The 21,368-nt window shown below is 68.4% G+C and carries 17 protein-coding genes; 8 read left to right on the top strand and 9 right to left on the bottom strand.

The features are described from left to right. Positions 1-91 precede the first annotated feature (91 nt). The 4 genes from ACFWBQ_RS22285 to ACFWBQ_RS22270 form a co-directional block, all read right to left on the bottom strand. On the bottom strand, positions 92-1,294 hold the full coding sequence (locus ACFWBQ_RS22285; RefSeq protein ID WP_385491687.1) for a glycoside hydrolase family 1 protein: 1,203 nt from the start codon (positions 1,292-1,294) through the stop codon (positions 92-94). An 87-nt stretch (positions 1,295-1,381) separates the two neighbouring features. Further along, positions 1,382-2,257, bottom strand: coding sequence for a carbohydrate ABC transporter permease (locus ACFWBQ_RS22280; RefSeq protein WP_385491684.1), 876 nt, complete (start codon positions 2,255-2,257; stop codon positions 1,382-1,384). After that, entirely contained in the window at positions 2,254-3,255 is a 1,002-nt protein-coding gene (locus tag ACFWBQ_RS22275) for a carbohydrate ABC transporter permease (protein ID WP_385491681.1), read from the bottom strand. The genes ACFWBQ_RS22280 and ACFWBQ_RS22275 overlap by 4 nt, the downstream gene beginning before the upstream one ends. A gap of 5 nt (positions 3,256-3,260) precedes the next feature. Continuing rightward, a complete protein-coding gene (locus ACFWBQ_RS22270) occupies positions 3,261-4,505 on the bottom strand; it encodes a sugar ABC transporter substrate-binding protein (protein WP_385491679.1) in 1,245 nt (414 codons plus the stop codon). Positions 4,506-4,770: 265 nt separating this feature from the next. On the opposite strand from ACFWBQ_RS22270, the gene ACFWBQ_RS22265 reads away from it, so the two are divergent. Then, positions 4,771-5,766, top strand: a complete 996-nt coding sequence (locus tag ACFWBQ_RS22265; RefSeq protein WP_385491676.1) for an acetylxylan esterase — start codon at positions 4,771-4,773, stop codon at positions 5,764-5,766. A gap of 69 nt (positions 5,767-5,835) precedes the next feature. Here ACFWBQ_RS22265 and ACFWBQ_RS22260 read toward each other — a convergent pair whose 3' ends face one another. Then, positions 5,836-6,915 carry a LacI family DNA-binding transcriptional regulator gene (locus ACFWBQ_RS22260; protein ID WP_385491674.1) on the bottom strand — a complete coding sequence of 360 codons (1,080 nt, stop codon included), beginning with the start codon at positions 6,913-6,915 and terminating at the stop codon, positions 5,836-5,838. Between the two features lie 221 nt (positions 6,916-7,136). On the opposite strand from ACFWBQ_RS22260, the gene ACFWBQ_RS22255 reads away from it, so the two are divergent. From ACFWBQ_RS22255 to ACFWBQ_RS22245, 3 genes are read left to right on the top strand one after another with little or no spacing between them, the layout of a single operon-like run. Continuing rightward, a complete protein-coding gene (locus ACFWBQ_RS22255) occupies positions 7,137-7,604 on the top strand; it encodes a MarR family winged helix-turn-helix transcriptional regulator (RefSeq protein ID WP_385491672.1) in 468 nt (155 codons plus the stop codon). A 41-nt stretch (positions 7,605-7,645) separates the two neighbouring features. Beyond that, positions 7,646-9,184 (top strand): MFS transporter, encoded by a 1,539-nt coding sequence (locus ACFWBQ_RS22250; RefSeq protein WP_385492105.1) that lies wholly within the window; start codon positions 7,646-7,648, stop codon positions 9,182-9,184. A gap of 32 nt (positions 9,185-9,216) precedes the next feature. Further along, positions 9,217-9,768 carry an isochorismatase family protein gene (locus tag ACFWBQ_RS22245; protein ID WP_385491669.1) on the top strand — a complete coding sequence of 184 codons (552 nt, stop codon included), beginning with the start codon at positions 9,217-9,219 and terminating at the stop codon, positions 9,766-9,768. Positions 9,769-9,833: 65 nt separating this feature from the next. Here the strand turns inward: ACFWBQ_RS22245 and ACFWBQ_RS22240 are convergent, their stop codons facing one another. The 4 genes from ACFWBQ_RS22240 to ACFWBQ_RS22225 are packed head-to-tail and all read right to left on the bottom strand — an operon-like array spanning position 9,834 to position 13,666. Beyond that, positions 9,834-10,607: a succinate dehydrogenase/fumarate reductase iron-sulfur subunit gene (locus ACFWBQ_RS22240; protein ID WP_385491666.1), complete on the bottom strand. Its 774-nt coding sequence runs from the start codon at positions 10,605-10,607 to the stop codon at positions 9,834-9,836. Further along, on the bottom strand, positions 10,604-12,517 hold the full coding sequence (locus tag ACFWBQ_RS22235) for a fumarate reductase/succinate dehydrogenase flavoprotein subunit (RefSeq protein WP_385491663.1): 1,914 nt from the start codon (positions 12,515-12,517) through the stop codon (positions 10,604-10,606). The genes ACFWBQ_RS22240 and ACFWBQ_RS22235 overlap by 4 nt, the downstream gene beginning before the upstream one ends. Next, complete coding sequence (locus ACFWBQ_RS22230) at positions 12,518-13,405, bottom strand: hypothetical protein (RefSeq protein WP_385491661.1); 888 nt, start codon at positions 13,403-13,405, stop codon at positions 12,518-12,520. 9 nt (positions 13,406-13,414) lie between these two features. Continuing rightward, entirely contained in the window at positions 13,415-13,666 is a 252-nt protein-coding gene (locus tag ACFWBQ_RS22225) for a hypothetical protein (protein WP_385491658.1), read from the bottom strand. A gap of 287 nt (positions 13,667-13,953) precedes the next feature. Here ACFWBQ_RS22225 and ACFWBQ_RS22220 point away from each other — a divergent pair, with 287 nt between their 5' ends. The 4 genes from ACFWBQ_RS22220 to ACFWBQ_RS22205 all read left to right on the top strand — a co-directional run bounded on the left by ACFWBQ_RS22220 (position 13,954) and on the right by ACFWBQ_RS22205 (position 21,291). Continuing rightward, positions 13,954-16,356: an ABC transporter substrate-binding protein gene (locus tag ACFWBQ_RS22220; RefSeq protein WP_385491656.1), complete on the top strand. Its 2,403-nt coding sequence runs from the start codon at positions 13,954-13,956 to the stop codon at positions 16,354-16,356. A 335-nt stretch (positions 16,357-16,691) separates the two neighbouring features. Continuing rightward, positions 16,692-18,566: a translational GTPase TypA gene (gene typA, locus ACFWBQ_RS22215; RefSeq protein ID WP_385491653.1), complete on the top strand. Its 1,875-nt coding sequence runs from the start codon at positions 16,692-16,694 to the stop codon at positions 18,564-18,566. Between the two features lie 247 nt (positions 18,567-18,813). Continuing rightward, the gene (locus tag ACFWBQ_RS22210; RefSeq protein WP_385491649.1) at positions 18,814-19,401 is read left to right on the top strand and encodes a hypothetical protein; all 588 of its coding nucleotides are present in this window, start codon (positions 18,814-18,816) and stop codon (positions 19,399-19,401) included. A gap of 852 nt (positions 19,402-20,253) precedes the next feature. Beyond that, on the top strand, positions 20,254-21,291 hold the full coding sequence (locus tag ACFWBQ_RS22205) for an ABC transporter permease (RefSeq protein WP_385491646.1): 1,038 nt from the start codon (positions 20,254-20,256) through the stop codon (positions 21,289-21,291). The last annotated feature ends 77 nt before the right edge of the window (positions 21,292-21,368 follow it).

The raw sequence follows: 21,368 nt of genomic DNA, 5'->3' as shown, positions 1-21,368 counted from the left end.
GAAGTGCAGTGGGGGAGCCGTCGGCCGTCAGGTGCCGACGGCTTCCCCACCGGAGAGAGCCATCGCGTGGCTCCCTGTCCTTGGGCCGGTCTCAGCCGGCGGTGCGGGGCAGCTCGCGGGAGCGGCCGAGGGATCCCAGCCAGGCGGCCGACGGCCGCGCGGTCCGCTCGAAGGTCTCTCGGTCGACGGCGATCAGGCCGAACGTCGGCTTGAACGAGCCCCATTCGTAGTTGTCCAGCGCGCTCCAGGCCAGGTAGCCCTGGATGTTGAGGCCGTCCTCCAGCGCGGAGGCCACCTCGTTCAGGGCCCCGGTGTAGTAGTCGACGCGGCGGGTGTCGTCGGAGGTGGCGATGCCGTTCTCGGTGACGATCAGAGGCACGTCACTGCCCACCACCTCGGCGGTGTGGCGCAGGGCGTATCCGACGGCGGCCGGGTAGTACTCCCACTGCGTCAGCGTCCGCTCGACCGTGTCGGACGCGGGAATCGGACCGTCGTGACCGATCTCGGTACGGGTGTAGGACTGGACGCCGATCCAGTCGTCGCCGCGCGAGGCCTCGATGAAGATGTCCTCGCGCGGGTGGCGGTAGGCGGCGGTGACGTCCTCGGCACCCGGGATCGCCTGATAGACCTGGTTGGCGATGGTCCAGCCGACCTGGATACCGGCATCCAGCGCCCGGACTTCCTTCACGGCCGCGTGGTGGGCGGCGATGACGGCCTGGGTGGTCTCGTCGTCCGGGGTGGGCAGACCGGCGGGCGGGAAGCCGATGTCGCCCCGCTTGGCCTGGCCGGCCATGACGGCGATCATGTTCGGTTCGTTGATCGTGCAGACATGGCTGACGCCTGTGGAGATCACCGGCGCGCAGGCCGCGGCATAGCGGGCGAAGAGCTCGGTGGCGCCGTCCGCCGTCCAGCCGCCGCGCTCCTCGAACCACTGCGGCACGGTGAAGTGGTGCAGGGTGACCATCGGGCGCAGGCCGCGCTCGATCGCTCCTTCGACCATGCGCCGGTAGTGGGCGAGCTCGGCCCGGGAGAACTGCCCCTCGGCCGGCTCGATGCGCGCCCACTCGATGGAGAAGCGGTAATCCGTGAAGCCCAGCCCGGCCAGCAGGTCCATGTCCTCACGCCAGCGGTGGTAGCTGTCGCAGGCATCCAGGCTGGGCTCCTGGATGTGGGTGCCGGTGGAGTGCTCCTTGACCCACCAGTCGCTGTTGGTGTTGTTGCCCTCGATCTGGTGGGCGGCTGTGGAGGCACCCCACAGGAAGCCTTCGGGGAACGGGACCGGGGTGTGCGTCATCGCGGAATGTCTCTCTTGTGCGTGAAAGGGCGTGGCCGAGGGGGTGGGGGGCGGCCTCGTGGGTGTGCGTGGGGCTGCCCGGGCGGGCTACTTCATGCCCGCTGTGGCGATTCCCTGGGTGAAATGCCGCTGCAGGGCGATGAAGAGGATCAGCACCGGCAGCACGACAAGGAATGCACCGGCCATCAGCATCCCGTTGGATCCGCCGGCCTTGTTGGGGTCCGTGGCGAATGTGGCGAGGGCGACCGGGAGGGTGTATTTGTCAGGATCGTTGGTTGCGATCAGGGGCCAGACGAAGTTGTTCCAGGAGCCGAGGAAGGTGAAGATCGAGAGCGTCGCCAGGGCGGGCTTCACCAGCGGCATCACGATCCGCCAGAAGATGTACCACTCGCCGGCACCGTCCATCCGGGCAGCCTCCAGCAGCTCGTCCGGGATCGACTGCATGAACTGCCGCATCAGGAAGACCCCGAAGGCTCCGGCGGCGAAGGGCAGCACGAGACCTGCGTACGAATCGATCAGCTGGAGTTTGCTCATCAGCACGAACAGCGGCAGCAGCATCAGGTTCCCGGGAACCATCAGAGCGCCGAGGACGACACCGAAGATCTTGTTGCGGCCGACGAAGCGCAGCTTGGCCAAGGCGTACCCGAGCATCGAGCAGAACACCAGATTGGAGACGGTGACCAACACCGCCACGATCACGGAGTTCATGAAGTAGAGCGGCAGATCCAGCTTGTCGAGCAGTTCCCGGAAGTTGTCCAGGGTCCACTCGGTGGGAATCCACACCGGGGGGCTGGCCGACAGTTCGCTGGTCGTCTTGAACGACGAGACAGCCATCCAGAGAAAGGGCGCAGACATAATCAGCAGGCCCAGCGAGAGCAGGGCGTAGACCAGGGGACGCCTCAGGTTCCGGGTCTTCCTCGCCGGCGCCGTCCGTACGGCACCGGGTGCATTGCCGACGGTCATTTCGTGTTGTCCTTCAGCAGTCGGAGCTGCAGCACCGTGATGCCCATGATCACTACGAAGAGGACATACGCCATGGCGCTCGCATAGCCCATGTGGAAGAAGTTGAAGCCCTCGCGGTACATGTTCAGTGACACGGTGAGCGTGGAGTCGGACGGACCGCCCTGCGTCATCACGAACGGCTCCTCGAACACATTGAGGTAACCGATGGTGGTGATGACCGTGGCGTAGAGGAGTGTGGGCCGCAGCAGCGGCACGGTGATCCCACGGAACTCCTGCCACACTCCGGCGCCGTCGAGCTTTGCGGCTTCCCGGACCTCGGTGGGGATGGCCTGCAGACCCGCGATGAAGAGCACCATGACCGTACCGACGTTGCGCCAGACCGCCATCGCGATCATCGATGGCATGGCCAGCGTCTCGGAGCCGAGGAAGTCCGGCGCGGTGAGGCCCACCTCGGAGAAGAGGCCGGCGATGAGGCCGTCGCTCGGGTCCAGAACGAAGCGCCACACCACGGCGACCGCCACGATCGTGGTGACCACCGGGGCATAGAAACCGACGCGGAAGAAGGTCCTTGCCCGGTCGATGCCGTTGTTCAGCAGTACGGCGACGACCAGTCCGAGGGCGATGGTCAGGGGGACGCCGATCACCACGAAATACGCCGTATTGAAGAGCGACTTGAGGAACTTCTCATCGCTGAAGAGATTGACGTAGTTCTCGAAGCCGATGAAGTTCGCGTCCAGCGGGCGCGTGACATTGCGCAGTCCGAAGTCCGTGAAACTCATCAGCAGAGTGGCGAGGATCGGGAACGCCATGAAGACGGTGAAGAGGACGAGAAAGGGGGTGGAGAACAGCCAGCCGGCTGTGTTCTGCACACCCATCGACGCCTTCCTGCGCCCCGGACGGCCCCGCTGGTCATGGGGCAGGACGCCCGGGGACACAGAAGTCCCGGGTCCGCCCTGCACCTTGGCCGCCCGCGCGGCCTTTCCGGTCGTGGTGCTCATCGCTCCTACTTCACGAGGCCTTCGATCTCGGACTGCGCGGTCTTCAGCGCGTCCTCGGGGGAAGCCTTGCCCTGCGTCACCTTGGCTATGGCCTGGTCGACCTTGTCGGTGATCTCCGTCCACTTGGCCGTGGACGGCGAGGACTTGGCGGTGTCCATCTGCTTCTTGAAGATCTGGAGGTTCGTGTCGTCGGCGAGCTTGCCGGAGGTCCAGGCCGCGGTGTTCGCGGGGAGGTCCTTGGTGCGCTCGTACCAGTCCGCCTGGCCCGCGGTCCCGGTGAGGTACTTGATGAGCTCCGTGGCGGCGGCCTTGTGCTCACTGTCCTTGGAGACCACCAGGGAGGACCCGCCCGCCATGGAGACCGAGGCCTTGTCCGCGGGCACGGCCGCCACCGCCCACTTGCCCTTGAGCTGCGGCTGGCCCTCGTTGAGCAGGGTGACGTGCCAGGGGCCGCCGAAGAACATGGGGACCCGGCCGTTGCCGAAGTCCTTCACCACGTCGTAGCCGGGCTGTACGGACTTGTTGGAGAGTCCCTTGTCGAAGTACGAGCCGTACTCCTTGAGTGCCTTGACGGCCTCAGGGCTGTCGATGACCGCGTCGCCCTCGTCGTTGACGATCTCGCCGCCCGCGGAGTACAGGAAGGAGTAGAAGTTCTGCACCGTGTCCAGGCCGCTGGGCTGGATGGACAGGCCCCACTTGGTGCCCGCCTTCTTCTGGTACGCGGTGGCGAGGTCCTGCATCTCCTGCCAGTTGGACGGCGCCTTGTCGACACCGGCCTTCTCGGCCAGGTCGGTGCGGTAGTAGAGGACGCGCGTGTCGACGTACCACGGCACGCCGTACGCGGTGCCGTCCACCTCGCCCTGATTCCAGCCCGCGGGGAAGAAGTCCTTCTTGTCGAAGGTCTTGGTGTCGACCGGCTCCAGGACGCCGAGCTCGGCGAACTCGCCCATGTAGCTCCCGCCCATCTGCGCCACATCCGGCAGGGTGCCGGCCGCGGCGGCGGAGACCAGCTTCTGGTGGGCGACGTCCCAGCCGACCGGGGTCACCTTGACGGTGATGTGGGGGTTGGCCTTCTCGTAGACCTTGGCCACATCCGCGAGCTTCTCGCCCTCGGCACCCATGGCCCAGACGGTGAGCGTCTGCTTCTTGTCCGCGGCGACGTCGGCGCCGCCGGAGCTGCCGCAGGCGGTGATGCCGAAGGCGAGCGCGACTGCGATACCGGCGGAGACGGTTCTGGCGTTGCGGGACATGGAGGGCTCCTCCTTGAGCAATCCGGATGTATGCGCTGCCTGTAAGCGCATACATCACTCTGCGACAGTCATTCAGGAATCCGCAAGAGGGTGCTGGGTCACACTCGTGCAACGTGCTCGACATCCGAGGGTTCGACCGTGGAACGGTATGCATACCGTTTGCGAATTAGAAGTTGATGTGACCGATTCCGCTTGCTTGGGAGGGGTTCGGTGAGGGTTCAGGGAGGGACTCGGGACTGCAGGTGAGCGCGCTACCGTCGTGCCCATGGCTGCGTCCGCCCGTGACTTCGCGCATGACTTTCCCTTCGATCCGGCCTGCGGGCACACGCTCGACGAGCTCCTGCGCGTACCGGCACCGGCCGCACCCGAGGGTTTCGAGGCGTTCTGGAAGGCGCGGTACAGCGAGGCCCGTGCTGTCGCCACCGCTCCCGAGATCGGCCCGGTGGAAGGCGAGCGCGACGGCGTCCGGCTGCACGGGGTGTCCTTCACCTCCGTGGGCGGGCTGCGCCTCGGCGGCTGGCTGGCGCTGCCCGTGGAGGGGCCCGCGGAGCACGGCTTCGTCATCGGGCACGGCTACGGCGGCCGGCAGGACCCCGGCCCCGAGTTGCCTCTGCCGCTACCCCGGTCCGCCGCGATCCTGCCCTGCGTGCGCGGCATGGGCAGCCGTGGTCTGCGGCCCGGCATTCCCAGCGAGGCGGCCGGGCATGTTCTGCACGGCATCGGGTCGCGCGACACCTACGTCATCGGCGACTGCGTGGCCGACCTGTGGTGCGCGGCCACGGCGCTCCAGGAGCTCCTGCCGGAGCTGCACGGCCCCGGCGGCACCCTCGGCTATCTCGGGGAGAGCTTCGGAGGCGGCCTGGGCGCACTCGCGCTGCCCTGGGACGAACGGTTCGGCGCCGCACAGCTCACCGTTCCGACCTTCGGCAACCATCCGCTGCGGCTCACCCTGCCCTGCAGCGGCAGCGGGGAATCGGTGCGGGCGCACCACCGTGACCATCCCGGCGTCGCGGAGGTGCTGCGGTACTTCGACGCCGCCACGGCCGCCGCACGGCTGGAGCTGCCGACGTTCGTTGCCGCAGCGCTGTTCGACCCCGCGGTTCCGCCGCCGGGCCAGCTCGCCGTACACAATGCGCTGCCCGGCCCGCGGGAACTGCTGGTGCTGGGCGCCGGGCACTTCGAGTACGAGGGGCGCGCAGCCGAGCTGGCCGAGCTCGCCACCCGTCGGCGGCGGTTCTTCGGAGCGTGGCTCGGACCATGACTCGGAGCGTGGCCCCAACGACCCGGAGGGCCGCCCGGTGCGGCGCAGGGTGCCGGACGGCACTACGGGTCAGCCGCAGCCGCAGCTCGCCCGGCGGGCCAGGGAGACGGGCAGCTCCAGCGACACGGGATCACGGTTCCTGTCGGCCAGTCGTTGCACCAGCAACTCCACGGCCTGTTCGCCCAGCTGTCGAATCGGCTGCCGCACGGTCGTCAGCGACGGCCGCACGATCCGGCTCAGCGGGATGCCGTCGAATCCGGTCACAGCGATGTCCTCGGGGACCCGGACCCCGCGCCTCTCCAGCGCGCGCAGTGCGCCCACCGCCATCTGGTCATTGGCGAAGAGCACCGCCTGCGGCCGCTCGGAGTCCCGGTCGAGCAGTGTCTCCGCCGCCCGTGCGCCCTCGGCCTGCGTCATCATCTCCGTCCGCAGGTCCGGTCCGTCCGGAACCGGCAGCCCGGCGTCGCGGCACGCCTCGCGGAAGCCACGGAACCGTGCCTCGGCATCAGGTGAATCGGGGTCGCCCCCGACGAAGGCGAGCCTGCGCAGGCCGTGGTCCTCGATCAGATGGCGGGCCAGCTCGCGTTCCCCGTCGGCGTTCGCGACGACGATGTGGTCGAGATGATCTATCTCGCGCGGCCCGGCGAGCATCACCACCGGCAGCCGGCGGGATATCACCTCGAGGTCCTCGGTCGGCACGGTCTGCGCCAGCACGGCGAAGCCGTCCACCCGTCCCGCAACCTTCGCGACGAGGCTCTCCGGCCCGCCTTCCAGTGACGCGGCGATCAGCAGGGCGTAACCGTGCCGGCGCGCCGCCCGTTCCATGCCCCGGATGATCTGGTCGGAGTAGAGCATCACCGCGTCGTCGGCGTCACTGTCGGCCTCCGCGTCGGCCTCGGCGTCCGGGTCGGCGTAGTCCGGGAAGCACAGGCCCAGGACTCCGGTGGTGCGGCTGGCCAGCCCCCGGGCGTTCCCGCTCGGGACATAGCCGAGTTCGCGGGCCGCCTCCAGGACCCGATCGCGCGTCTGGGCGCGTACGGAATCCGGGTTGCGGTAGACCCGGGAGACCGTGGCAATGGAGACGCCCGACCGCTCGGCGACGTCGTACACCGTGGGGGCGCTCACTCGAGGGACCGTCCGCTTCTTCATCCGTAGCGACGCGCCTGATGCGTGTGCTGGTACGTGCGCTTTCCGGGTGGCCGGCCCCGTGCCGGCCCGTCTTTTGAAAGCGCATTCACCCTAGATCGCGGGCTGGCCGGCGAGCAAGACCGAACGGTGTGGCGCGCGCCGCCTTCGCTCCCTGGGATCCCTTTACCGAACAATAGACAGGCTGCCTTGCAAGATGCCCTGTCCATCTTTACGGTCGAAGTATGTCCAGTACTTCCCCGGCCCCCCGGGAGCAGAGGCCCGCCGACCCGAGCGCCGAGCGCGTGGCGACGGACCTCGCCGCAGTGGTGGGCCGGCTGCTCCGACGGCTGCGCACCAGCTCGGCGGACAGTCTGCTCACGCCCTCCCAGCGGTCGGTGCTGGCCAGGCTGGACGAGGACGGGCCCGCGACCACGGCGGCGCTGGCCCGTGCCGAGCTCGTACGGCCCCAGTCGATGCGGCTGACTCTCGGCGCACTGGAGGGCCAGGGTCTCGTCGCCCGCGCCCCGGACCTGTCGGACGGGCGGAAATCGGTCGTGTCCATCTCGGACGCCGGGCGCACCACGCTGGCCGAGGTCCGGGCCGCCAAGCGGAGCTGGCTGGCCGAGGCGATCACCGCCGAACTGGACGGGGACGAACGCCGTACGGTCGCCGAGGCCGTCGCGCTCATAGGCCGCCTGGTCGAGAAGTGACCGGTCGCAGGACGGACACGGCATCCGGCGCACCACCCAAAGTGCCCCCGGAGCGCAGCGGGACCCCCGGGCCTCGACAGACCCTCGGGCCTCGACAGACCCCCGGGCCTCGACAGACCCCCGGGCCTCGACAGACCCTCGGGCCTCGACAGACCCCCGGGCCTCGACAGACCCCCGGGCCTCGACAGACCCCCGGGCCCGGGCCGGCATCAGGTCCGCGTCCCACCCCCGGATTCAGCGCCCGACTCACCGCGCCTCTGCTGATCGGCTCCCTGCTCAACCCGCTCAACACCACCATGATCTCCACCGCCCTGGTGGCGATCGGCCACGCCTTCGGCATCGGGGCCGCCGACACCGCCTGGCTCATCTCGGTCCTCTACCTCGCCAGCGCCATAGCCCAGCCCGTCCTCGGCAGGCTCGCCGACGCCCTCGGCCCCCGCCGGGTCTTCCTGGCCGGTCTCGTCGTCGTGATCGCATCCGGACTGGTCGGCGCACTCGCCCCCGACTTCGGCACCCTGATCGCCTCCAGGATCCTGCTCGGCATCGGTACGTCGGCCGCCTACCCGGCCGCCATGGCCGTCCTGCGCGACGAGTCACGGCGTGTCGGCCGTGTGGCGCCGCGCCCGGTCCTGGCCCGGCTCTCCTTCGCCGCGCTGGGCAGTGCCGCCGTCGGCCCCACACTCGGCGGGCTGCTCGTGGTGGCCGTCGGCTGGCGCGGCATCTTCGCCGTCAACGTGCCGATCGCGCTCGTGGCGTTCGGTGCGGCGCTGCTCTGGATCCCGGCCGACCCACCACGCGGGCGCGCCGCCGACGGGAGCACTCCGAAGCTCTCGCTCGACCCGCTCGGCATCGGCCTCTTCTCCACCGCGCTGACCGTGCTCGTCTTCTTCCTGCTGGACCTCGCCCACCCCATGTGGTGGCTGCTCGCCCCCTTCGCCGTACTGACCGCCGCCCTCGTCGGATGGCAACTGCAGAGCCCGCAGCCGTTCATAGACATCCGGATGCTCGCGCGCAACGGCGCACTGTCCCGCACCTATCTGCGCCACGGACTGAGCTATCTGCTGATCTATTGCGTGATGTACGGCTACACGCAATGGCTGGAGGAGGCGCGTGGCTACTCGCCGGGGCATACCGGCCTGCTCATGCTGCCGATGTCGGTCGCCGCGCTCGTCTGTTCGCTCCTCGGTGCCCGTACCAAGGGCCTGCGAGCCCCGCTGACCCTCGCCTGTGTCCTGCTCACCGTCGGGGCCTGCACCCTTGCCTTTCTCTCCGGCGAAACCCCGCTCGCCGTCCTGCTGCTGGCCGGAGCGTGTTTCGGCATCCCGCAGGGACTCATAGGTACGAGCAACCAGGCAGCCGTCCAGGCCCACGCACCGCCCGAGAACATCGGATCCGCAGCCGGGCTCCAGCGCACCGCCCAGTACATCGGCGCCATCACGGCGTCCAGCCTGATCGCCCTCGCCTACGCGGACGCGGCGAGCGACTCCGGACTGCACCTCATGGCGGCGGTCTCCGCCGTCCTGGGCCTTCTGCTGATCATCCTGACCGTCGGCGACCCTGCCCTGCGCGGGCGCACCTGATCGCCGGACCCCGCACCCCAAGGAGTACGCACATGACCGCCACCACCCTGGACCCGAAGACCGCACTCGTCGTCGTCGACCTCCAGAAGGGCATCGTCGACCGCCCCACCGCCCACCCCGCCGCCGATGTCGTCGCGAACTCCGCGACCCTCGCAGACGCCTTCCGCGCCAAGGGGCTCCCGGTCGTCCTGGTCCGTGTCACCGGCGGCGCCCCCGGCCGCACGGACGGCCCCGCGCCGGCCGGCCGGCCCGCCGCGGACTGGGCCGACCTCGTGCCCGAGCTCGGGCCGCGCGAGGGCGACATCGTCGTCACCAAGCAGCAGTGGGGATCCTTCTACGGCACCGACCTGGATCTCCAGCTCCGCCGCCGCGGCATCACCCAGATCGTGGTGACGGGTATCGCGACCAGTATCGGGGTCGAGTCCACCGCCCGTTCCGCGCACGAGCACGGCTACCACGTCACCATCGCCACGGACGCGGTCACCGACATGGACGGCGGCGCCCACCGCAACAGCGTCGAGAAGATCTTCCCGAGGCTGGGCGAGACCGACACCACCGCCGCGATCGTCAAGCTCCTCGGCTGAGAGGCCGCCGGGTCACCTCTGACCGGGCGGCCGGTCCGAGGTCATCCGACAGTTTCCGAGCCCGGTCAGGGCCCCTCCCGCCGCCGGATCTTGTTCCCCAGCCATACCAGCGGGTCGTACTTCCGGTCCACGGCCCGCTCCTTCAGCGGGATCAGCGCATTGTCCGTGATCTTGATGTGCTCGGGGCACACCTCCGTACAGCATTTGGTGATGTTGCAGTAGCCCAGGCCGTGCTCCTCCTGCGCCGTCGCCTTCCGGTCGAGTCCCGTCTCGGCGGCGGCGTCCAGGGGATGCATGTCCAGCTCGGCCACCCTCATCAGGAAGCGCGGTCCGGCGAACGCCGCCTTGTTCTCCTCGTGGTCGCGCACCACGTGACAGGTGTCCTGGCACAGGAAGCACTCGATGCACTTACGGAACTCCTGGGAGCGGTCCACATCGACCTGCTGCATCCGGTAGTCGCCCGCCTTCACCCCCTGCGGCGGCACGAAGGCGGGCACTTCGCGTGCCTTGGCGTAGTTGAAGGTCACATCCGTCACCAGATCGCGTACGACCGGAAAGGCCCGCAGCGGAGTGACCGTGATCGTCTCCTCCCGGCGGAACACCGACATGCGTGTCATGCACAGAAGCCGGGGCCGTCCGTTGATCTCCGCGCTGCACGAACCGCACTTGCCCGCCTTGCAGTTCCAGCGCACCGCCAGATCGCCCGCCTGGGTGGCCTGGATCCGGTGAATGATGTCGAGGACGACCTCCCCGTCGTTCACCTCGACCGTGAAGTCCTTCAGCTCACCGCCGTCGGTGTCCCCGCGCCACACCCTGAACCGGGCTTCGTAGCTGCTCACTCGTACAGCTCCTCTTCGGCGAGGTACTTGACCAGCTCCTCCTTCTCGAAGAGGGAGAGCAGGTCGGGACGGATGGGGTCGGTCGTCGTACGTACGAGCTCGATCCGGCCCCGTACGGGATCGTCGTTCTCCGCGAGCCGGGAGAGCAGGTTGACGGGGCGCCAGGAGCGTTCCATCGACGGGCAGTCCTCGCGGGTGTGCCCGCCCCGGCTCTCCGTACGCTCCAGTGCGGCCCGGGCGATGCACTCGCTGACCAGCAGCATGTTCCGCAGGTCCAGTGCGAGATGCCAGCCGGGGTTGAACTGCCGGTGTCCCTCGACCACGGCGTGCTGCGCGCGTTCCCGGAGCGCCGCCAGCGACTCCAGCGCCTGCTCCATCTCGTGCTCCCGACGGATGATGCCGACGAGGTCGTTCATCGTCTGCTGGAGTTCCTGGTGCAGGGTGTACGGATTCTCCAGGGGCTCCCCGCCGGTGCCGGGCGCCTCGGCACCGAACGGCCGCAGGGCCTCGGCCGCCGCCGAGTCGATCTGGCCCTGGTCCACCACGGGCGGCACCTCGAGCGCGCTCGCGTATTCAGCGGCGTGCACTCCTGCCCGCCGGCCGAAGACCAGCAGGTCGGAGAGGGAGTTCCCGCCGAGCCGGTTGGAGCCGTGCATGCCGCCCGCCACCTCGCCCGCCGCGTACAGCCCGGGGACGGCGAGGGCGCGGGCGGTGTCGGAGTCGACGGCGATACCGCCCATCACGTAGTGACAGGTCGGTCCGACCTCCATCGCCTCCGCCGTGATGTCGACGTCCGCCAGTTCCTTGAACTGGTGGTACATCGAGGGCAGCCGTCGCCGGATCGTCTCTGCGGGCATGCGGGTCGACACGTCGAGGAACACCCCGCCGTGCGGTGAGCCGCGGCCCGCCTTCACCTCGGAGTTGATCGCGCGGGCCACCTCGTCGCGGGGCAACAGCTCGGGCGGACGCCGGTTGTTGTCGGGGTCCTCGTACCAGCGGTCGCCCTCCGCCTCCGACTGCGCGTACTTCTCCTTGAACACATCGGGGACATAGTCGAACATGAACCGCTTGCCCTCGGAGTTCCGCAGCACCCCGCCGTCGCCGCGTACCGATTCGGTGACGAGGATGCCCTTCACCGACGGGGGCCAGACCATGCCGGTCGGGTGGAACTGCACGAACTCCATGTTCAGCAGCGGCGCTCCCGCGAGCAGGGCCAGCGCGTGGCCGTCGCCGGTGTACTCCCAGGAGTTCGACGTCACCTTGAAGGACTTGCCGATGCCTCCCGTGGCAAGGACCACCGCAGGGGCTTCCAGCACGAAGAAGCGGCCCGACTCCCGCTCGTAGCAGAAGGTGCCCGAAACCCGGTCCCCGTCCTTGAGGATCCGGGTGACCGTGCACTCCTGGAAAACCTTCAACCGGGCTTCGTAGTCGCCGAATTCGCGATAGTCCTCCTGCTGGAGGGCGACGATCTTCTGCTGGAGCGTACGGATGAGTTCGAGGCCGGTACGGTCCCCGACGTGCGCGAGCCGCGGATACTCATGGCCGCCGAAGTTGCGCTGGGAGATCTTTCCGTCCGGAGTGCGGTCGAAGAGCGCACCCCAGGTCTCCAGCTCCCAGACCCGGTCGGGAGCCTCCTTGGCGTGCAGCTCGGCCATCCGCCACTGGTTGAGGAACTTCCCGCCGCGCATCGTGTCGCGGAAGTGGACCTGCCAGTTGTCGCCCGAGTTCACATTGCCCATGGAGGCCGCTATGCCGCCCTCCGCCATGACGGTGTGCGCCTTGCCGAAGAGCGACTTGCAGATGACCGCGGTACGCACCCCGCGCTCCCTGGCCTCGATCGCGGCGCGCAGCCCGGCACCCCCGGCACCGACCACGACGACGTCCCACTGCTGCCGTTCGAGCTGTGTCATTCAGAAAAACCTCGGATCGTCGAAGGCGCCGGAAGCGACGAGATACACATAGAAGTCCGCGACCGCCACGCTGATGAGCGAGGCCCAGGCGAGCAGCATGTGCCGGGCGTTCAGCCTGCCGACCCAGCCCCACAGCCGGTAGCGCACCGGGTGCCTGGAGAAGTGCCGCAGCCGGCCGCCGATGATGTGGCGGCAGGAGTGGCAGGAGAGGGTGTACGCCCAGATCAGCACGATGTTGACCAGGAAGATCAGTGAGCCGAGCCCCATGTGGCCCCAGGCGTAGTGCTCGTCGCGGAAGGAGAGCACGGTGTCGTACGTGAGGATTCCGGCGACCGGCACGGCGGCGTAGAAGAAGTACCGGTGCATGTTCTGCATGACCAGCGGGAAGCGGGTCTCGCCGGTGTAGGTCGTGTGCGGCTCGGCGACCGCGCAGGCCGGGGGCGAGGCCCAGAAGCCCCGGTAGTAGGCCTTGCGGTAGTAGTAGCAGGTCAGCCGGAAGCCCAGTGGGAAGATCAGGATGATCAGCGCGGGGGAGATGCCCCACCAGCTGCCGAAGACGTCCCAGTTCGGGCCGCCCCGCATGGGTGCGCAGTTCTCCGCCAGACAGGGGGAGTAGAACGGCGACACATAGGGGGCCGCGTAGTAGTCGGCGTTCGAGAACGCCCGCCAGGTCGAGTAGACGATGAAGGCGAAGAGGCCGGCGGCGGTCGCGGCGGGCGCCAGCCACCACCGGTCGGTGCGCAGATGGCGGGCGGCGATGGCGGCGCGTGACGCTTCGCGCACTCCTGCCCCGGCGCCCGTCGTGCCCGCCGGCGGCGCGGTGGGCCGCGGTGGTTCCGTACCTGGTTCCGTACCTGGTTCCGTACCTGGTTCCGTACCGGTGGCCAAGGAACTCTCCTAGAAGGCGTGCCTGCCGCGGACGCCCAGACCCTCGTCGTCCGAGTCCGTCCACAAGGTGGCGTCGTACGGCGTCTCGGTGATGGTGATGACCCCGGTTCCGGGGCCGCCGGGAGCGTCGGGGCCGGAGGTCTGTGTCGCGGCGAAGTCTTCGGCGCGCAGCTGCGCGATGGTCCGCTCCAACCGGCCGACTGTGCGGACCAGGTCGTCGAGGCAGTGCTGAACGGCTGTCAACTCATCGTGCAGAGACATGATTTGACCAACCTCCCGCGATGGCGGTGCGGCGTTGTGTGCCTGAGAGTGTTGCGCGTCACACCGCCGCTCCACAAGGGTCCGGCAGGCCCCCGTGGGCGGGGCGCGTGGCGTGGGCCGCACGGGTGAGGTTTGCGGCCGTACGGGCCGTGTCTGCCGTCCGGCGCGCGTGGAGGTGGGTTCAGTGGGGCAACGAACCAGTGTGATCAACTGCAAATGCCACCAGAACGAATAATCCGGTCCATTCCGGTACGGGGTGGGCCGGGCCGGCCCCGGAGGTATCAGCCATGGCCCACGTCGGCGTCCCGCAGGGGACGGCCCGAAAGCGCCGCTCGGTCGCGCTCCTGGCGACGGGTGTCCTCACGATCCCGGTGCTGGCCGGCTGCAGCTCGGGCAGTGAGGGCACAGCCTCGGTGGCCGTCCCCCAGGACATCGCCCCGGCCGCCCGTGGCCGGATCACCGAGGGATCCACGCTCAACTGGGCGATCGACGCGGTGCCCGCCACCCTCAACACCTTCCAGGCCGACGCCGACAGTGCGACCACGCGGATCACGGGGGCCCTGCTGCCTTCCCTCTTCCCGATGGACGCGCGGGGTGAGCCCAGGCTCAACCCCGACTACCTGGAGTCTGCGAAGGTCATCGAGCAGGAGCCGAAGCAGGTCGTCCTCTACAAGCTCGACCAGCAGGCCGTGTGGAGCGACGGCCGGGAGATCGGTGCTGCCGACTTCGTCGCGCAGTGGCGGGCGCTGAGCGGCAAGGACTCGGCGTACTGGACGGCGCGCAACGCCGGCTACGAGCGGATCGAGAAGATCGAACGCGGCAAGGACGACCTGCAGGTCAGAGTCACCTTCTCCAAGCCGTACGCGGACTGGCGCGCACTGTTCTCCCCTCTGTACCCGAAGGAGGTGACCGGGTCCCCGGGCACCTTCAACGACGGTGCGAGGACCACGCTCAAGAACACCGCAGGACCGTTTCGGCTGCGCAGCGTGGACAAGAGCAAGGGGACCGTCACGCTGGACCGGAACCCGCGCTGGTGGGGCGCGAGGGCCAAGCTCGAATCCCTGGTCTTCCGGACCGTCGAACCCCAAAAGCGTGCCGAGGCACTCACCGCGGGCACCGTGGACGTCGCCGACGTCGACCCGGCGACCGCGAACCGCATCGCCCTCGCGGCCCGCTACCGGGGAGGGAACGGACAGCCGCCCGCCCACGGCCCCGGAGCCGACATCACCCCCGCCGCCGCCCTGCGCTCCTGGGCGCTGGCCCACGGATCGGACGAGGAGGCCGCCGAGACCGCACAGGCGGCCCGCGCCGCGAACCGGGAAGCCATCGCGGCGTACGCCGCCGAGCAGAAGTCGCTGGGCAGCTTCGCCGTACGCAAGTCCCTGGAGCCCGCCTACACACAGCTCGCGCTGAACGGGGAGTCGGGCCCCCTCTCCGACGACCGGGTCCGTCGCGCGGTGGCCCGGGCCCTGGACCGCCAGGAGCTGGCCGACATCGTCCTGAAGCCGCTGGGCCTGCCGGCGAAGCCGCCCGGCAGTCACCTGGCCCTGGCCGGGCAGCCCGCCTACAAGGACGGCAGCGGTGCGCTGGGCGACCAGGACACCAAGGAGGCGCAGGCGCTGCTGGCCGACGCGGGCTGGACGCAGGGCGGAGCCGCCCTGACGCCGAAGGAGGCCGGCAGCGAGGCCGATAGGAAGAAGGCCGCAGACAAGGCCGAGGAGAAGAAGAAAGCGAAGCACGGGCCCGAAAAGTCCGGGAAGGCGGAGAAGGCGGAGAAGCCGGAGAAGAAGCCCGAGAAGGCGGAAGAGGCCGAGAAGCCCGCGAAGGCCGACGAAGCCGCGTCGGACGACTCAGGCGAGGACGACAAGGCCTCCCGCGACGAAGGCATGTACATCGTCGGTGACGAGAAGCCGGGCGACCGGCCCGCCCGGGTCCTCGCCACGGCCCCGGCCGCCGCGGCCCACAGCGCGGCCCTGCTGCGCCAGGCCGGCGGGCTCACCGCCGCCGGAGACGGTGCCGACGTCAAGGTCGCCGCCCAGGACAGGCAGCCCGGTGGCGCGCCCGCCGGCGCCTATGCCCCCGTGGGCACTGCGGCACCGGCCCCCGCATCCGTCCGCGGCCGGCTCGGGAAGGACGGCAAGCCGCTGACGCTGCGCTTCGTCCTTCCGTCGGGCCCGGGCTCGCAGTCGCTGCGCAGCGTAGGCGCCAAGATCGTCGAGATGCTGGACTCCATCGGCGTCGGAACGCAGATCATCAAGGTCTCGGAGGACAGCTACTTCAAGGACCACATCGCCTCCGGCGACTACGACCTGGCGCTGTACTCCTGGCCCGCCACGGCCTACCCGGCGACCGACGGCCGGCCGATCTACTCCAAGCCGGAGCCCGCGACCGACGGATCTCTGCTCGTCGAGCAGAACTACACGCGGGTCGGTTCGGACCACATCGACCAGCTCTTCGACCAGGCCGTCTCCGAGCTCGACGCGGAGGCTTCCAGGGACCTGCTGAAGCAGGCGGACGCACGGATCTGGGCCGCTGCAGGATCGATTCCGCTGTATCAGCGGCCACAGCTGGTCGCCGTGAACAAGAAGCTCGCGAACGTGGGTGCCTTCGGCTTTGCCGCACCTCGTTACGAGGACATCGGATTCACCGGGCGACAAGCGGCAGGTTCCCCCGCGAATCGTAAGAAGTAGCAGGTCAAGGCCGTATCAGAAGCTCAGAATCAGCTCAAGTCTCTTGCCCGCCGGGACCCCCGGCGGGCAAGGTGGTTTCTGCCCAGACCCGGGCTGCTCACGTTCCCCCACACCCCTCCGTCCGGCCGGTCACAGGCCGGATGATGACTTAATACCGGCTGAATATCGGCTGAATACTGCTTGGAGTCCGCTCCTGCGGATCGGGCCGGGAAGCCCAGGACGCGTCGGGCCCGTACCATTGGACTAGCCGTGGCGTGTCAGCCCGGCGGGCGTACGAGGACTCGAGACCGACTGAGACGCCTGATCCCACGATCCGAGAGAAGCGCAAGCCACCCATGCCCACGCGCCACGACATCCGTAACGTAGCCATTGTCGCCCACGTCGACCACGGCAAGACCACGCTGGTCGACGCCATGCTCAAGCAGGCGGGCGCCTTCGCGGCCCACGCCGCGGAGAACCTCGACGAACGCATGATGGACTCGAACGACCTGGAGCGTGAGAAGGGCATCACGATCCTGGCCAAGAACACGGCCGTGAAGTACCACCCGAAAGATGGCGGCGACGTCATCACCATCAACATCATCGACACCCCCGGTCACGCCGACTTCGGCGGTGAGGTCGAGCGCGGCCTGTCGATGGTGGACGCGGTCGTCCTGCTCGTGGACGCCTCCGAGGGGCCGCTCCCGCAGACCCGCTTCGTGCTCCGCAAGGCGCTCACGGCCCGGCTGCCGGTCATCCTCTGCATCAACAAGACGGACCGCCCGGACTCCCGGATCGCCGAGGTCATCGACGAGACGTACGACCTCTTCCTGGACCTGGACGCCGACGAGGACCAGATCGAGTTCCCGATCGTCTACGCCTGCGCCCGCGACGGCGTCGCCTCGCTGACCAAGCCGGAAGACGGCACGGTTCCGCCGGACAGCGACAGCCTGGAGCCGTTCTTCAGCACGATCCTCTCCGCGGTCCCGGCCCCGGAGTACGACGAGGACGCGCCCCTCCAGGCCCACGTCACCAACCTGGACGCCGACAACTTCCTCGGCCGTATCGCGCTGTGCCGCGTCGAGCAGGGCGAGCTCCGCAAGGGCCAGACCGTCGCCTGGATCAAGCGTGACGGCACGATGTCCAACGTCCGCATCACCGAGCTGATGATGACGGAGGCGCTCACCCGCAAGCCCGCCGAGAAGGCCGGCCCGGGCGACATCTGCGCCATCGCCGGTATCCCGGACATCATGATCGGCGAGACTCTGGCCGACCCCGAGAACCCGATCGCGCTGCCGCTCATCACGGTCGACGAGCCGGCCATCTCGATGACCATCGGTGCGAACACCTCGCCGCTCGTCGGCAAGGGCGGCAAGGGCCACAAGGTCACTGCCCGGCAGATCAAGGACCGTCTGGACCGGGAGCTGGTCGGTAACGTCTCGCTCCGCGTCCTGGACACCGAGCGCCCCGACGCCTGGGAGGTCCAGGGCCGCGGTGAGCTCGCGCTGGCGATCCTCATCGAGACGATGCGCCGCGAGGGCTTCGAGCTGACCGTCGGCAAGCCGCAGGTGGTCACCAAGCAGGTCGACGGCAAGACGCACGAGCCGATCGAGCGCATGACCATCGACTCGCCCGAGGAGCACCTCGGCGCCATCACGCAGCTCATGGCGACCCGTAAGGGCCGCATGGAGACGATGACGAACCACGGTTCGGGCTGGGTCCGCATGGAGTGGATCGTCCCGTCCCGCGGCCTCATCGGCTTCCGTACGGAGTTCCTGACCCAGACCCGCGGCACGGGCATCGCGCACTCCCTCTTCGAGGGCCACGAGCCGTGGTTCGGCGAGCTGCGCACCCGTCACAACGGCTCGCTGGTGGCGGACCGTGCGGGCGTCGTGACGCCGTTCGCGATGGTCAACCTCCAGGAGCGCGGTGTCATCTTCACCGAGGCCACCACCGAGGTCTACGAGGGCATGATCATCGGCGAGAACTCGCGCGCCGACGACATGGACGTGAACATCACCAAGGAGAAGAAGCTCACCAACATGCGTGCGGCTTCCGCGGACACCACGGAGAACGTGGTGCCCGCGCGCAAGCTCTCCCTGGAGCAGTCCCTCGAGTTCTGCCGCGATGACGAGTGCATCGAGGTGACCCCGGAGACGGTCCGTATCCGCAAGGTCGTCCTGGACCAGAAGCAGCGCGGCCGTACGGCTTCGCGTGCGAAGAACGGCTGACGCCGGATTCCGGAACGCAGGGTTCCTTAGGGCCCGGGCAGCCGGGCAACCTCACGGTGCCGAATGACGGCCCGTCGACCGCGAGTCAAGGCGGTTGGCGGGCCGTCGGCGCGCCCCGGGCGGCTGTTGTCGTGAATCTTCCTGTCCGCGAACGACCTTGCCCGATAGGTTGACCGCGTACGGCCGAAATGGTCGACGGGTACTCCCTGACCAGGGGTGCCCTCACGGGGACATGGAGTTCACACACATGCGCATGAGACTCGTCGCGATGATGACTGTTTCGGGACTTGCCGCGTCACTGCTGACGGGCGTATCCGCGTCCGCCGCACAGGCGGCACCGATCGTCTGCGAGCCCGGCTACAAGCACGGGGCGTGGACGAGCGTCAAGCGGAACTGGAAGATCACGCACGCCAAGGGATACGTCGTGCCCAGCGGCGGCACCTTGTCGCGGACGGTGTCCGTGACCAAGCGCGCCGTGGTCACGTCGAGCAGGGAAATCACGGCGGGAGCCAGCTACTCGGCCGCCTGGGTCGTCTCCAGCCTCGACGTCAATGTCAGTGGCACCCTCGCCAAGTCGGGAGAGAAGACGAGGGAGAAGACGGAGAGCGTCACGCTGAACCTGAACAGGTCCGGCACGTACGTGGCGTTCAGCGGGGCTTACACAGCCCAGGGCTACTACAAGGCCAAGACCTGCAACAGCAGGGGGACAGGCTTCACCAACGTGGGGTACGGCAAGGCGCGCAGCTGGAGCAAGACTGCGGAGGGTGCCATCAAGTGCACCCAGTCGACCAAGGCCGGCTCGGTCCAGCGTGCCGCCAAGGCATGGTGCCCGTAGCCGCTGAGACGGTGAAGTGAACCGCGGCCCGGGTCCCCCTCGCAAGAAGGGGGCCCGGGCCGTCGGTGCGCGTGCGCAGCTCTTCCCCGGTGGCGACTTCGGTCGGCGAACCGTGTGCGCGACCCATTGACATGAGGCCCGGACCCCCGCAGACACTGTGGGGGTCCGGGCTTTTCGTCAACCGTTTTTCCTGACCGACCTGTCCGGATATCGGGCTCCGCTCTCCGGAACATGTGTTAACGGTCCGTTTCGCGGGTGTCTGTCTGGGATCCCTTTGTCCGGATTTCGGGCAACCGTGGGTTCCTGATGTTGTGAAACCGAGACCCTTTAAGTGTGGTTTACAGCCCGGTCGTACTTAATAGTTGCCCTATTGAGCTCGGGTCAATGGGTCACGCACTGTGGGAGTGTCGACTCACGAGCACACGGGGTACCACTCTTTCCGTCGTCAGGGGTGTCGACGGATGACAGGTACCAAAATTCGTTACGTGGACTCACGAGGAGGAACCCATGTGCGGTGCTCTGAGCACCAGTGGGGGCGCGCCGTCATGGACGACGCCTCAGGCCGGTTTCGTTCATAGCGATACACCTGGTCCTGTCGCCGGCAACGGCTGACGATTCCAAGACCCGCAAACCGCTCAACTCGCGTTCCCGGGAGTGAAACCCACTTCTGTTGGCGCTCCTTGCCGCCCTGAGGCGATCTCCGTCAGGCGTCGGCATGTCACCGAACCCTTCCGGGGGTGACGGATGGCATCCGGGGACCGTCATACAGCAGGCCTGACGCAATGAGTGCAGCCGACTCACCGCCGCAGCCTGCCGGGGCGCCGGTACCCGACATCTGTGAATGGACACATCATGACCAGTCCAATCGAGGCCGAGGACGCCACGGCCTCTGTCGCCTTGGACGAGAAGACCGCGACGACGACCACCGCCGCGGACGCCGAGAAGCCTGTCGGCCGCTCTCCTGGGCAGCTGATGTGGATGCGGTTCAAGCGTGACCGCACGGGCGTGGTCTCGGCCATCGTGGTCATCTTCTTCTTCGTCGTCGCCGCACTCGCACCGGTGATCTCGAGCCTGTACGGCAAGAACCCCTACACGCTCTACGCGCAGGAACCGGACTACCCGTTCCTGCTCGACGACTTCGCCATGCCCACGGGCTCCTTCGGCGGGGTCTCCGGGGACTTCTGGTTCGGTGTCGAACCGAACCTGGGCCGGGACGTGTTCACCATGCTGCTCTACGGCATGCGGACGTCGCTGTTCATGGCCCTGGTCCTGACGGTGCTCAGCGTTCTCACGGGCGTGATCATCGGCATGGTGGGCGGTTACTTCGGCGGGAAGGTCGACTACTGGCTCGGCCGGGTCACCGACTTCTTCCTGTCCTTCCCGAACCAGCTCTTCTTCATCGCCTTCATGCCCATCGTGACCGCGCTGTTCGTCTCCCCGACGGACGAGACCCCGACCTATCTGCGGGCCGTCGCGATCATCCTGGTGATGTGGTTCCTCGGCTGGATGGGCATGGCCCGTCTGGTCCGCAGCTCCGTGCTCTCCCTGCGCGAGCGGGAGTTCGTGGAGGCGGCCAAGGTCTCGGGCGCCTCGCGGTGGCGGATCGTGCGCAAGGAGATCCTGCCGAACATCGTGACGCCGATTCTGGTGCAGGGCACGTACACCCTGCCCAGCTCCATCCTGAGCATTGCGTTCCTCTCCTTCGTGGGTGTCGGCTTCGTCGAACCGACGCCCGACTGGGGCCGGATGTTCGCTGTCGGCGCCGGGATCTACGAGCAGGACCCGGCCTTCATGTTCTTCCCGGGCATTGCCATGGTGGTTTTCGTTCTGTGCTTCAACCTCCTTGGTGACTCGGTCCGGGACGCGTTCGACCCCAAGACCGGACGGTGACGTCCATGGGCGGGGGTGGCTGCCGCCCCCGCACCGGGCAACCGGACGGTCAGGCAGCACTTCTCTGGATAACAACC

It is taken from the genome of Streptomyces sp. NPDC060035 (genome assembly GCF_042736635.1).
In the GTDB taxonomy this organism is placed as follows: Bacteria; Actinomycetota; Actinomycetes; order Streptomycetales; family Streptomycetaceae; genus Streptomyces.
Note: the sequence above shows the minus strand (reverse complement) of the source record. Positions and strands in the feature narration are given on the sequence as shown.